This window comes from Streptomyces sp. NPDC002125, from assembly GCF_053593715.1.
The window spans coordinates 455,783-468,257 of record NZ_JBSFDD010000002.1 but is presented as its reverse complement, the minus strand read 5'-3'; the positions used below and the strand labels follow the sequence as shown (position 1 = coordinate 468,257).

The following is a 12,475-nucleotide window of genomic DNA, read 5'->3' as shown; positions in this document are numbered from 1 at the left end:
GTTTCGGGGGATCAGGTGACGGGGTTCGTCCTTCTGCGGGTTCGCGCGCACCGGCTCCTGCTGACCGCCGCCCTGCTGGCCGTCCTGCTCACCACCTGTGTCCTCGCCGCGCTCACCGCCTTCTCGGGTGCCATGGGCGACGCCGCCCTGCGGCACACCCTCACCCACCGCTCCGCCGAAGGGGCCTGTCTCCTCGTCTCCGCCGATGTGGACGGCGAGCGGCGGGAGGAGGCCGACGCCGCGGTGCGCCGGGCGGCCCGTGACACCTTCGACGGGCTGCCGGTGACCGTACGGAAGCTGGAGAGCTCCGGCCCGTACGCCCTGCCCCGCGGTCTCCAGAGCCCCGCCGAGCAGCGCGGCGAGCCGGATCTGACGCATCTCGCCTCCCTCGACCGCAGCCGTGTCCGCCTCGTCGAGGGGCGCATGCCGGACGCCGGTGCCGGTGCTGCCGGGGACCCCGTGCAGGTGGCACTGCCGCGTCAGGCCGCCGAGGCCCTGAAGCTGCGGCCGGGCGCGCGGATCACGCTCACCGAGCGGCTGGAGGAGACCCCGCTCCGCATCGAGGTCACCGGTCTGTACGAGGCGTCCGACCTGGCCGATCCCTACTGGAAGCTGGACCCGCTCGCCGGGCGCGGTGTCCGCGAGGTCGTCTTCACCACCTATGGCCCGCTGCTTGCCGACCCGGCCGTGCTCGGCTCCGGCAGGCTCACCGCGGGGCCGGTCTCCTGGCTGGCCGCCGCCGACTTCCGTACGGTGACGACGGACCGGACCACGGCGCTGCGCCGGGCGGCGACCGACGGCCCGAAGGCGCTGGCGGCCTCCCCGGTCTTCGGGGACGGGGCCACGGTGCGGACGTCGCTGCCGACCGTCGTGGACCAGATCGAGCGGGCGCTGCTGGTGTCCCGCTCCACGGTCATGATCGTGGCCGTGCAGCTGGTCCTGCTCGCCGGTTACGCGCTGCTGCTCGTGGCCCGGCTGCTGAGCAGCGAGCGCGGCGGCGAGACCGAACTGCTGCGTGCGCGGGGCGGGTCCCGGGGCCGGATCGCCTCGCTCGCCGCGATCGAGGCGCTGCTGCTCGCGGTGCCCGCCGCCGTGGCCGCCCCGCTCCTCGCGGGGCCGCTGACCCGGCTGCTGGCCGAACGGAGCGAGCTCTCCCGGATCGGGCTGCGGCTCGACGGCGGGGTGGACGGCACGGTCTGGCTGGTGGCCGCCGCCGTCGCGCTGGCGTGCGCGCTCGCGGTGGTCGCGCCCGCGCTCGCGCAGGGTGTGGGCGGACGCCGGGGCGCGCGGGCTTCGGCGCTGCCCACTCCGGTGCGCGCGGGCGCCGACCTCGGGCTGCTGCTGATCGCCGGGGTGGCGTACTGGCAGCTGGACCGGCAGACAGGGGCATCGGGCGGTGGCGCCCTGACCGGCGACCGCGAGGGCGAGCTGGGCATCGACCCGCTGCTGGTGGCGGCCCCCGCGCTGGCCCTGCTCGCCGGCACCGTGCTGACCCTGCGGCTGCTGCCGCCGGCGGCCCGGCTGGCGGAGCGCCGTGCGGCGGGCGGCCGGGGGCTGGCCACGGCTCTGGCGGGCTGGCAGTTCAGCAGACGTCCGCTGCGGGGCGCGGGCCCGGTGCTGCTCCTGGTCCTCTCGGTCGCCATGGGCATGCTGGCCATCGGCCAGAGCGCGTCCTGGGACCGTTCGCAGGGCGACCAGGCGGACTTCAGGTCGGGCGCCTCGGTGCGCATGGTGGGCGGGCTCGCCGGGGACCCGGCGAACGCGGCCCCGTACACGGACATCGACGGCGTACGCGAAGCGGCTCCCGCGTTCCGTACGACGGCCGACCTCTCCGGAGGGCGGACGGCCGAGGTGCTGGCCCTGGACACCGCGCACGCGGACGAGGGGATGCTGATGCGCCAGGACCTGGCCGGCACGTCCTCGCGGGAGCTGTTCGGCGCGATCGCCCCGCCGAGAACCGCCCGGGCCGGGGTGGTGCTGCCCGAGGACAGCACCCGGGTCCTGTTCGAGCTGCGGATACGCGACACCTCGGCGCCGGGCGGGAAGTCGCCGTCGGGCTCGGCGCCGCTGGTCGGCGTGCTGCTGGAGGATCGTTACGGCATCGGCTACCGCGTGGGCGCGGGGGCCGTTCCCGTCGACGGCGCGGCGCACACCCTGTCCTTCCCGGTGTCCGCGTCGGGCCGGCTGGCCGTGACCGGTTTCGAGGTGGACGGCGAGACCCCCGTGGGCAGCCCGGAGGAGCGGCTGGTGTCCGTCTCGGGGCTGCGGGTGCTCACCTCGGGCGGGACCGAGCGGCCGGTGCCGGCCTCGGAGGCGGTGCGCTGGAAGGCCGCGGCCACGATGACCGAGGCGGGTGAGACACGCCCCGGCGAGCAGGTGCGGGAGGTGACCGGCGCGGGCGCCGCACCGTCGTTCCGCCACGGCACCGGAGCGGTCCCGCCGGACACCTCGTTCTTCGGGACCGAGCGCGTCAGCACGCTCCGGATCACCGCGGCCCGCCCGGCGGCTCCGGCGTTGAAGGCCGTGGCCACCGACGCGTATCTGACGTATTCGGGGGCGAAGCCCGGCCAGGAGGTCGATCTCACCCTGGCGGGCAGCACGGTCCGGGTGCGGCTGGTGAAGGCGGTGCGTCAGCTGCCGACCACGGGCCCCGGGGCGGCCGTCACGGGCTCCCCCGACGCGGCGGTGCCTGCCGGGGAGTCGTCCGTGAAGCCGGGCGGCGGCCTGCTGCTGGACCTCAGGGCGGTGTCGGAGGTGCTCGCCCACCGGGAGGGCGCCACCCTCGCGCCGACCGAGTGGTGGCTGAGCACCGCGCCCGGCGACGGTCCGCGGGTGGCGGCCCGGCTGCGCGCGCTGCCGGGGACCGATCCCGCGCAGGTGCGCGTCCGGGACGAGGTGGCGCGGGAACTGGCCGACGACCCGCTGGGGGCGGGTCCTCAGTCCGCGCTGCTGGCGGTCGCCGTGGTCGCCGCCGCGCTGGCCGCAGTCGGCTTCGCCGTGGGACTCGTGGGGTCGCAGCGCGAACGGGCCTTCGAGTTCGCCGTATTGAGGGCGCTGGGCGCGCCCCGCCGGCGGCTGGCCCGGATGCTCGCCGCCGAGCAGGGCGTGCTGATCGCTCTGGCCCTGCTGATCGGGCTCGCCCTCGGGGCGGTGCTGACCAGGGCCGTGGTGCCCCTCGTCGTGCTGACCGGGCAGGCGGCGCGGCCCGTGCCCGATGTGCTGGTGCTGCTCCCGGCCTGGCAGGTCGCCGTGCTGCTGGCCTCGGTCGCCGCGCTGCCGCTGCTGACCGTCGCCGCGACGACACTGCGCCGGGCCGATCCCGCGGTGTCGCTGCGCCACCAGGGGGACAACTGACATGAACGCCGCCAAAATCCCGGCCGCCTGCGCCCCGTGGGTGCGTACGAGACTGCGTACCGCCCCCGGGATCTCCGCCGCACTGGCGCTGCTGGTGTTCCTGACCGCGTTCCTCGCGGCCGTGTTCCCGCGTGCGGTGGACGCGTACGAGACGAAGGCGCTGCGCCACGACGTGACGTCCTCGCCGCCGGGCCGGGGCGTGCTGGAGGTGACGACGCCGCCGCCCGCTCTGGGGCAGGCGCCCTCGGTCCGCGAGCGGGCGATGCGGGACGAGGCGCTGTCGGACGCCGATGCCGCGCTGGTGGAGGCGCTCGCCGCCCCGCTGCGGGCCGACGCGGCGAACTCCTCGTACGGGGTGCACACGACGCGGCCCCTCGTCGCGACGGAGCCCTGGCTGCCCCGGCCGAACGCCCTTCCGCCGCAGCTCACCTATGCGGCCCCGGCGGCGCTCCCCGACCACAGCACGCTGAAGGCGGGCCGCTGGCCACAGGTGCGGGGCGAGGTGACCCTCGCCACCCGTGAGGTGGAGGCGGCCGTCACCCAGGAGACCGCGGCCGAGCTGAAGATGAAGCCGGGCTCGGAGATCGCGGTGCCCACCCAGAACGGGGAGACGCTGACCGTACGCGTCACCGGCGTCGTCGCGCCGCTGCGTCCCACCGGGGGCTACTGGGCGGTGGAGCCGCTGTACCGCGCGCCGTCCCTGGTCAGGGACCCGCAGTCGCCGGTGCCCACCTTCTACTGGGCGGCGGCCCTGCTGCTGCCCCCGGACGCCGCTCCCGCGCTGCTGGCCACCAGCGGCGAACCGGAGCTGTACTGGCGTCTCGCACCGGACGCCACGGATCTCACCGCCTCCGACGCGCCCCGGCTCGGCCGTGCCGTCGCCGCGATGGAGAACGGCCCCGAGCTCCTGACCCTGCGCGACATCACGGGGCCGAACACCACGCTGACGACGGACCTGGACGCGATCCTCGACGCGTACGCCGCGACGCGGGCCGCGATCGGCCCCGTCGTGACCGTCGCCGCCGTGGGCATCGGCGCGGTCGCCGCGGTCGTCCTCCTGATGACCGGCGGACTGATCGGCGCGCGCCGCCATCAGGAGCTAGCCCTGCTGCGTTCGCGCGGCGGCTCGCTCCGGGGCATCGGTGGCCGGCTGCTCGCGGAGACGGCGGTCGCCGTGCTGCCCGCCGCGGCGCTCGGGCTGCTGACGGCCGTGCTGCTCGTCCGCGAGGCACGGCTGCTGCCGGCGGTGGGGGCAGCCGCCGCCGTGGCCGCGCTGGTCTGCGTGGTGCTGCCGCTGCGCACGACGCTGCTCCACCGCAGGCCGCTGCTGCACGGCGCCCGCGAGGACGTGATGGACGCCAGGCCGAGCCGGCGGCGTACGGTCGCCGAGCTGACCGTGCTCGTCCTGGCGATCGGCGCGGTCGCCGCGCTGCGCCGCCGCGGCACGTCGACGGGCTCGGGCGCCGATCTGCTGGTCAGCTCCGCTCCCGTCCTGGTGGGGCTGATCGCGGCGCTCGTCCTCGTACGCCTGTATCCGCTGCCTCTGCGGCTGGCGGCCCGCCCGATGGCGAGGCTGCGCGGGGCGGTCGGCTTCCTGTCGCTGGCGCGAGCGGGCCGGGCCTCGGCCGGAGGCACGCTGCCGCTGCTCGCCCTGCTGATCGCGCTGACCACGGCGGCGTTCGGCGGCTCGGTGATCGCGGGGGTCGCGGACGCGCGGGACGAGGCGGCGCTGCGGGCGGTCGGCGCGGACGCCCGGATCAGCGGGGAGGGCGCGCTCGACCCGCTCTCCGACGGCGCGGTCCGACGGGTGAGCGCGGTGGACGGCGTCGAGGACGTCGCTCCCGTACGCATCGAGTACGGGACCCCGCTGGCGGCGTCCCAGGAGGTCAGGTCTGACACGGAGCGGGCGACCCTGATGGGGGTCGAGCCCGATTCGTACGCCCGCCTGGCACGCGCCACCGGCCTGCCCGCCTTCCCCGTGGCCGCGCTGACGGAGGCGGGCGGGCAGGACGGGGTGCTCACGGCCGTCGCCTCACCGGCGCTCGGTGAGCGGCTCGGCGGGCGCCCGCTCACCGTCCGGTCGCAGAAGGGTGACATCGAGGTACGGGTCGCCGCCGTCCTGCCGCGCACCTCCGCGGTGGACGACTCCGACTTCCTGATCGTGGACGCGGAGCGGCTCGCCCCGCACGCGCCCACGACCCTGCTGGTCACCGGAGCCTCCCTGGACGCGGGGCGACTGCGGGCCGCGGCGAGTGAGGCGGGCCCGGACTTCCGGGTGCGGCTGCGGTCGGACGAGCGCGGGAAGCTCGTCGACACCCCGATGCAGTCGGGCGCCGAGCGGATCTACGGGGCGGCTGTCGCGGCGGGCGCGGGATACGCGCTGCTCGCCGTGCTGCTGTCCCTGCTCCAGACCGCGCCCGAGCGCACCACGCTGCTGGCGCGGCTGCGCACCATGGGGCTCACCACCCGGCAGGGCAGGCGGCTGCTCGCCTTCGAGGCGATGCCGCAGGCGCTGCTGGCCTCGGGCGGCGGGCTCCTGGTCGGCTGGGCGACCATCGCCCTGCTGGCACCCGGAATCGACCTGGGGGCGCTGGCGCTGGCGGGCGCGGACCCCTCGGCCGCGCACACCGCCGTGCTGCGGAGCGACCCGTGGTCGCTGGCGCTCCCGGCACTCGGCGTCGTCGTCCTGGCCGCCGCCGTGGCGGGCGTCCAGGCGTGGTGGGCGGGCCGCCACGGATCGATCAAGGAACTCAGGGCAGGAGACACCCGGTGACATCGTCGACAGAGACCACTCTGGCGGAGCTCGAACAGCGGGCCGCCGCGCGCCGCGACCGTCCTTCGTACGGGCACGACGCCCTGATCGCGTGCGACCGGCTGGTGCGCATCTTCTCCGCGGACGGGGTGGAGGTGCAGGCGCTCCAGGGGCTCGATCTGCTGGTCAGCGAGGGCGAGTTGATGGCTCTGGTCGGCGCGTCGGGCAGCGGGAAGTCGACGCTGATGAACATCCTGGCGGGTCTGGACGTGCCCACGGCCGGTTCGGCGAAGGTGGCGGGCTGCGACCTCCTGGCGATGGGGCAGAAGGAGCGGCTGCGCTACCGCCGCGATGTCGTCGGCTTCGTCTGGCAGCAGACCTCCCGCAATCTGCTCTCGTATCTGACCGCCGTCCAGAACGTCACGCTGCCGATGCAGCTGCGCGGTCGTGGCCGGAACCGTGAACGGGCCGCGCGTGCCGAGTCGTTGCTGCGGATGCTGGAGGTCGCGGACTGCCGCGACCGCCGTCCCGCGCAGATGTCGGGCGGCCAGCAGCAGCGGGTGGCGATCGCGGTGGCCCTCGCCAACAACCCCTCGGTGCTGCTCGCCGACGAGCCGACGGGCGAGCTGGACTCCGCAACGGGCGAGCAGGTGTTCGCGGCGTTCCGCCGGGCCAACGAGGAGCTCGGCACGACGATCGTGATCGTCACCCACGACCAGGCGGTGGCGAGCGAGGTACGCCGCACGGTCGCGATCCGCGACGGCCGTACGTCCTCCGAGGTGCTGCGGCGCACCGAGGTGGACGCGGCGACGGGGCAGGAGTCCCAGGTGGCCCGGGAGTACGCGATGCTCGACCGGGCGGGCCGGCTCCAGCTGCCCGCCGACTACACGGAGGCACTGGGGATGGAGCACCGGGTGATGCTGGAGCTCGAACAGGACCACATCGGGGTGTGGCCGGACGCGCCCAGGGAGCCGGACGCGCCGAAGGAGTAGACCGGGCCCCGGCAGGAGGCGCCCGCTCGGCCCCGGACCGTCCCGGCGGTCAACCGCGCCGCCCCGGACCGTCCCGACCGGCAACCACTCGGCCTCGGACCGTCCCGATCAGCAACCGCTCCGGCTCGGACCGTCCCGACCGGCAACCGCTCCGCCTCAGACCGTCCCGACCGTCACGGCGAGCGTGCCGAGGCCGCCGCCCGCGCCGCGCAGGGCGATCGAGCCGAACGGGGTGCGCAGCCGGAGCCAGGCACCGGACGTCAGCAGCGCGACGGGGAAGCCGGGCGCGGGGCGCAGGAAGCCGAGCGACTGGGCCGCGTGCACGGCGCGCAGCGGCAGCTCCGTGTCCCCGACCGTCCGGGACCAGATGTCGCGGCCGATCAGATCGCGTTCCGCCCGGGTGCGCCGCTCCTCGGGCAGCGCCGCGTCACGGGCCCTGAACTCGGCCACGGCACCCGCGAGCGCGCTGCTCAGGTCGAGGGGCCCCGGCAGCCCGGGGCGCTCCTGCCAGCCGCCGCGCGGGGGCAGCATCCCGGCCCAGGGCGGGCCGGTGACGGGCTCGGGCAGTTCGCCCACGCCCGCGGTCTCGTCGGTGCCCTCGGTGTCCAGCGCTTCGAGGAGTTCACCGGCGGAGACGGTGACGTCGAAGTCGTGGACTCCGGACAGCCGGACCGTACGGATCGCGAGGACCTCGAAGGACGGCGGGCGGCCGAAGACCGCCAGCGCGCCGCCGCCCGCCTGGAGGCGGACGGCGGCGGCCCGGTCGTAGTGCAGCAGCCGGCCGAGGAAGGCGGCGAGATCCGCCGCCTCCCTCGCGTCGGCGAACCGCAGCGACCGTACGGGCACTGTCATACGACGGCGGGCTCCTGGTCGAGGTACTCCTGGAGGAAGAGCTTCTCCTCGGCGGTGATCCGCCGGGGCCGCTCCTCGGCCAGGTTGTAGGGCACGACGACCGTCGACGCGCGGACGTAGACCTGCTCGGGGTCCTTGACCTCGTAGGCGATCGTCAGCGAGGCGGCGGTTATCTTCGTGACCCACGACTCGATGGTCACCGGCGCGTGCCGGTGGACGAGCGGACGCACGTAGTCGATCTCGTGACGGGCCACGACGGAGCCGCCCGAGAAGGACGGCGAGCCGTCCCCCGGCGCCAGCCGGAACATGAAGTCGATGCGCGCCTCCTCCAGGTAGCGGAGGAAGACCACGTTGTTCACGTGGCCGAAGGCATCCATGTCCGACCAGCGCAGCGGGCAGCTGTAGATGTGACGGGCCAAGTCGATCAGCCTCGCGTGAGCTTCTTGTACGTGGCACGGTGCGGGCGGGCCGCGTCCGCGCCGAGGCGCTCGACCTTGTTCTTCTCGTACGACTCGAAGTTGCCCTCGAACCAGTACCACTTGGAGTCGCCCTCGTACGCCAGGATGTGCGTGGCGACGCGGTCCAGGAACCAGCGGTCGTGGGAGATGACCACAGCCGCTCCGGGGAACTCCAGCAGCGCGTTCTCGAGCGAGGACAGGGTCTCGACGTCGAGGTCGTTGGTGGGCTCGTCGAGGAGCAGCAGGTTGCCGCCCTCCTTGAGCGTCAGCGCCAGGTTGAGGCGGTTGCGCTCACCACCGGAGAGAACCCCGGCGGGCTTCTGCTGGTCCGGGCCCTTGAAGCCGAACGCGGAGACGTACGCCCGCGAGGGCATCTCGACCTGGCCGACGTTGATGTAGTCCAGCTCGTCCGAGACGACGGCCCAGAGGGTCTTCTTCGGGTCGATGTTGGCGCGGGACTGGTCGACGTAGGAGATCTTGACCGTGTCGCCGACCTTGATGGCGCCGGAGTCCGGCGTCTCCAGGCCCTGGATCATCTTGAACAGCGTGGTCTTGCCCGCGCCGTTCGGACCGATGACGCCGACGATGCCGTTGCGCGGCAGCGTGAACGACAGGTCGTCGATGAGGACCTTGTCGCCGAAGGCCTTGGAGAGGTTCTCGACCTCGACGACGATGGAACCGAGCCGCGGGCCCGGCGGGATCTGGATCTCCTCGAAGTCCAGCTTCCGCATCTTGTCCGCCTCGGCCGCCATCTCCTCGTAACGGGCGAGACGGGCCTTGGACTTGGTCTGCCGGCCCTTGGCGTTGGAGCGGACCCACTCCAGCTCTTCCTTGAGCCGCTTGGCGCGCTTCTCGTCCTTGCGGCCCTCGACCTTGAGGCGGGCGGCCTTCTTGTCGAGGTACGTGGAGTAGTTGCCCTCGTAGGGCAGGGCGCGGCCGCGGTCGAGTTCGAGGATCCACTCGGCGACGTTGTTCAGGAAGTACCGGTCGTGCGTGACGGCGACGACGGCGCCCGCGTACTTCGAGAGGTGCTGCTCCAGCCAGTTCACCGACTCGGCGTCGAGGTGGTTGGTGGGCTCGTCGAGGAGGAGCAGGTCCGGGGCCTCGATGAGCAGCTTGCAGAGCGCCACACGACGCTTCTCGCCACCGGAGAGGTTGTTGACGGGCCAGTCGCCGGGCGGGCAGCCCAGGGCGTCCATGGCCTGCTCCAGCTGGGCGTCGAGGTCCCACGCGTTGGCGTGGTCCAGGTCCTCCTGGAGCTTGCCCATCTCGTCCATGAGCGCGTCGGAGTAGTCGGTCGCCATGAGCTCGGCGACCTCGTTGAAGCGCTTGAGCTTGCCCATGGTCTCGGCGGCGCCGTCCTGGACGTTCTCCAGGACGGTCTTGTTCTCGTCGAGCTCCGGCTCCTGCATGAGGATGCCGACGCTGAAGCCGGGCGAGAGGAACGCGTCACCGTTGGACGGCTGCTCCAGGCCCGCCATGATCTTCAGCACCGTGGACTTACCGGCGCCGTTGGGGCCCACGACACCGATCTTCGCGCCGGGCAGGAAGTTCAGGGTGACGTCATCGAGAATCACCTTGTCGCCGTGCGCCTTGCGCGTCTTGCGCATGGTGTAGATGAACTCAGCCAAGAGAAACCGTCCGGCAGCAATAGAGGTGTGGGCAGATACACCCATCTTGCCTGACGTCCGCACCCGGACGGAAACCCGTCCGTTCCCCGGTACACCCGTGGGGACGTCCCGGGGAGCCCCGTGAGGGCGCACCCGGGGTACGCGAAGGCCCGGTACGGCTGTCCGTACCGGGCCCTCACCGGCGCATTCCCGCGCTGCGCCCTCGGCTCAGCGCTCAGCGCTCAGTCACTCACCGCTGTTCTGCGGCTTCTTCCGGCGGAGGAGGAAGACCGCGCCGCCGCCGAGGACGACGAGGGCGATGGCGACACCCGCGATGACGGGGGTGGCGCTGGATCCGCCGGTCGCGGCGAGGTCGCCCTCGGCGCCGGTGGAGCTGGTGCCGGTCTGGGCGGGCACGGGCTCGGAGCCACTCTGCGTGCCGACGCCGTCACCTGGGTTGGTGGTGCCCGCGGTCTCGCAGTCCAGGACACCCTTGAAGTTCTTGCTGAAGCCGCCGGGGCCGGTGATCGTGAAGTCGTACGCCTGGTCCTCGGCGACCGGGATCGTCACCGTGCGGGTCTCGCCGGCCGCGATGGTGTGCTCCGCACCGGCCAGCTCGAAGGTGAACGCCTCGTCGCCCTTGTTGCTCGCGGTGATATCCACGCCGCCCTTGGCGCAGTTCTTCTGCGCGGTGAGCGCGGGGACCGCGCCCTTCTCGGCCCAGGTCGCGGTCGCCGTGGCGGTGACCGTGGACTCGCTGGAGCCCGCGAGGATCATGGTCTGGCTCTTGGTCAGCCCGGCGAAGACCCGACCCACCGGCACGGAGGTGGTGGCCTGGACGGTCAGCGCGGCGGAGCCGTCCGCCGCGTCCTCGGGGATGTCGAAGTAGAGGCCGGCGCCGTCGGCAGCCTCGGTGACGGGCTTGCCGTCCTTGTCCGTGACCTTGACGCCGCCCGCGGCAGCGTCGGCGGGCGGGGTCACCGAGACCTGGCCCGCGTCGGTGCGCACGGTGACCGGGCCGACCCGCTCACCGGCCTTGCCGGAGACCGCGGCGGGCTCCAGCGCCACGGACGCCTTGGGCTCGGCGAGGCTCTTCGCGTTCTTCTCCAGCCAGTCGGCCAGCTTCTCCGCGTGCGGGTCCTTGGCCTCGACATCGGCCTGGTCCGAGAAGCGCCAGATGGCGACCTGGGTGCCCGCGGCGGCGGTCTTCGCGGTGAGCTGCCCGGTGCCCGCCTCGTCGGCGAGCGCCGCGAGGTCGTCGACCTGCGGGTAGGAGTTCTGCAGGATCCAGCGGATCTTCCCGGCGTCCTTGTTGGCACCCAGCGAGGTCTGGGCCCAGGGGGTCTCCAGATACTTCGCCCGGTCCTGGGTGGGGTTGTGGATGTCGATGCAGTACGTCTTCAGCTGGCCGCCACCGTCGACGTCCAGTTCGAACAGGCCGGCGGGGAGCTCCTGGGTACCGGCCTCCTCGCCGTTCTCGCCGCCGGTGCGCAGCAGGGCGCTGTCATAGGTCTTGAGCCCGTCCAGCACGGCGGTCGCGCCGCCCTGGTGCTGACCCGTCTCGTCGCCCGGCGCCGCCGTCGCGGCCGTCGCCCCGACGAGGGTCCCCGCCGCGACCAGACCGGCGGCCAGAACGCCGGCTGCCGTCCTGAGGAGACCTCGGCCCCGCCCGGTTCCGGCCGGCTCCTGGCCGTATCGCCCGCTCCCGCTCCGGCTCCCTATGGAACCCTCCGTCGCCGCCGTCGACGACGAAGTGGATGCTGAAGACACAGAAAACACAGAATTCCCCTCCGGGCGAGACCTTCACGCTTGATGCGCGTGTGGGAGGTGTCTCGCCAGCAAACTCAAGTGCCGCATGAGTACTGGGGAATCGTAAGGAGCGGGCGAAGGGCAGTCCCCCGTCATGCCGTCAGATAAGCATTCCGACTCGTAATCGTTATAGCCCTCTTCGGCGCGTCCCTCTTGTTCAGGACAGCGATACCATTTCCGTGGCCGGTTTCTGACGATGCGTAGGCGCCGTCAGAGTGGGATCGGCTCTGGCCATCCGCCGGAAGGCCGCTGTCCCCCTGGTCAGGTCGTGTCCCACCGCCACGGCCTCGATGTCCACGGAGGTCTTCCACACTCCGTCCCGCTCCTCCTCGCGCACCTTCAGACGGCCGTGCACCACGAGCGGCTCCCCCACCGCGACGGAACCGGAGAGATTCGCGGCCAGGGTCCGCCGCGCCCATACCGTGTAGAAGCTGGTGCGCCCGTCCGACCAGATCTGCTGCTCCCGGTCCCATCGCCTGGGCGTCACCGCCAAACGGAATCGTGCCGTCGGCCCGGTCGCCGCCTCCCGGAAGTCCACCGCCGTCGCGGCGTTTCCCACCAGCGTCACCAACGTCTCGTTCATTTCCCGTCCCCGTCCGTGTCCGTCCGATGCGTTGTCCACCACTCTGGACGGAAAGCGGGATTCCT

At 73.4% G+C, this 12,475-nt stretch carries 8 protein-coding genes; 3 read left to right on the top strand and 5 right to left on the bottom strand.

Annotated features, from left to right (window positions below; all coding sequences use genetic code 11):
• Window positions 1-15: 15 nt before the first annotated feature.
• The 3 genes from ACWCQM_RS05180 to ACWCQM_RS05170 are packed head-to-tail and all read left to right on the top strand — an operon-like array spanning window position 16 to window position 7,098.
• On the top strand, window positions 16-3,354 hold the full coding sequence (locus ACWCQM_RS05180; protein ID WP_450913983.1) for an FtsX-like permease family protein: 3,339 nt from the start codon (window positions 16-18) through the stop codon (window positions 3,352-3,354).
• 1 nt (window position 3,355) lies between these two features.
• On the top strand, window positions 3,356-6,127 hold the full coding sequence (locus tag ACWCQM_RS05175) for an FtsX-like permease family protein (RefSeq protein ID WP_450913982.1): 2,772 nt from the start codon (window positions 3,356-3,358) through the stop codon (window positions 6,125-6,127).
• The gene (locus ACWCQM_RS05170) at window positions 6,124-7,098 is read left to right on the top strand and encodes an ABC transporter ATP-binding protein (protein ID WP_450913981.1); all 975 of its coding nucleotides are present in this window, start codon (window positions 6,124-6,126) and stop codon (window positions 7,096-7,098) included. Before ACWCQM_RS05175 ends, ACWCQM_RS05170 begins: the two co-directional genes overlap by 4 nt.
• Window positions 7,099-7,254: 156 nt before the next feature.
• Here ACWCQM_RS05170 and ACWCQM_RS05165 read toward each other — a convergent pair whose 3' ends face one another.
• The 5 genes from ACWCQM_RS05165 to ACWCQM_RS05145 form a co-directional block, all read right to left on the bottom strand.
• Window positions 7,255-7,950 (bottom strand): hypothetical protein, encoded by a 696-nt coding sequence (locus ACWCQM_RS05165; protein ID WP_450913980.1) that lies wholly within the window; start codon window positions 7,948-7,950, stop codon window positions 7,255-7,257.
• Window positions 7,947-8,369 (bottom strand): acyl-CoA thioesterase, encoded by a 423-nt coding sequence (locus ACWCQM_RS05160; protein ID WP_073746812.1) that lies wholly within the window; start codon window positions 8,367-8,369, stop codon window positions 7,947-7,949. Before ACWCQM_RS05160 ends, ACWCQM_RS05165 begins: the two co-directional genes overlap by 4 nt.
• A 5-nt stretch (window positions 8,370-8,374) precedes the next feature.
• The gene (gene ettA / locus ACWCQM_RS05155) at window positions 8,375-10,039 is read right to left on the bottom strand and encodes an energy-dependent translational throttle protein EttA (protein WP_450913979.1); all 1,665 of its coding nucleotides are present in this window, start codon (window positions 10,037-10,039) and stop codon (window positions 8,375-8,377) included.
• A gap of 225 nt (window positions 10,040-10,264) precedes the next feature.
• Window positions 10,265-11,797 carry a Cys-Gln thioester bond-forming surface protein gene (locus tag ACWCQM_RS05150; protein ID WP_450913978.1) on the bottom strand — a complete coding sequence of 511 codons (1,533 nt, stop codon included), beginning with the start codon at window positions 11,795-11,797 and terminating at the stop codon, window positions 10,265-10,267.
• 187 nt (window positions 11,798-11,984) lie between these two features.
• Window positions 11,985-12,410, bottom strand: a complete 426-nt coding sequence (locus ACWCQM_RS05145; RefSeq protein ID WP_450913977.1) for a single-stranded DNA-binding protein — start codon at window positions 12,408-12,410, stop codon at window positions 11,985-11,987.
• Window positions 12,411-12,475 lie beyond the last annotated feature (65 nt).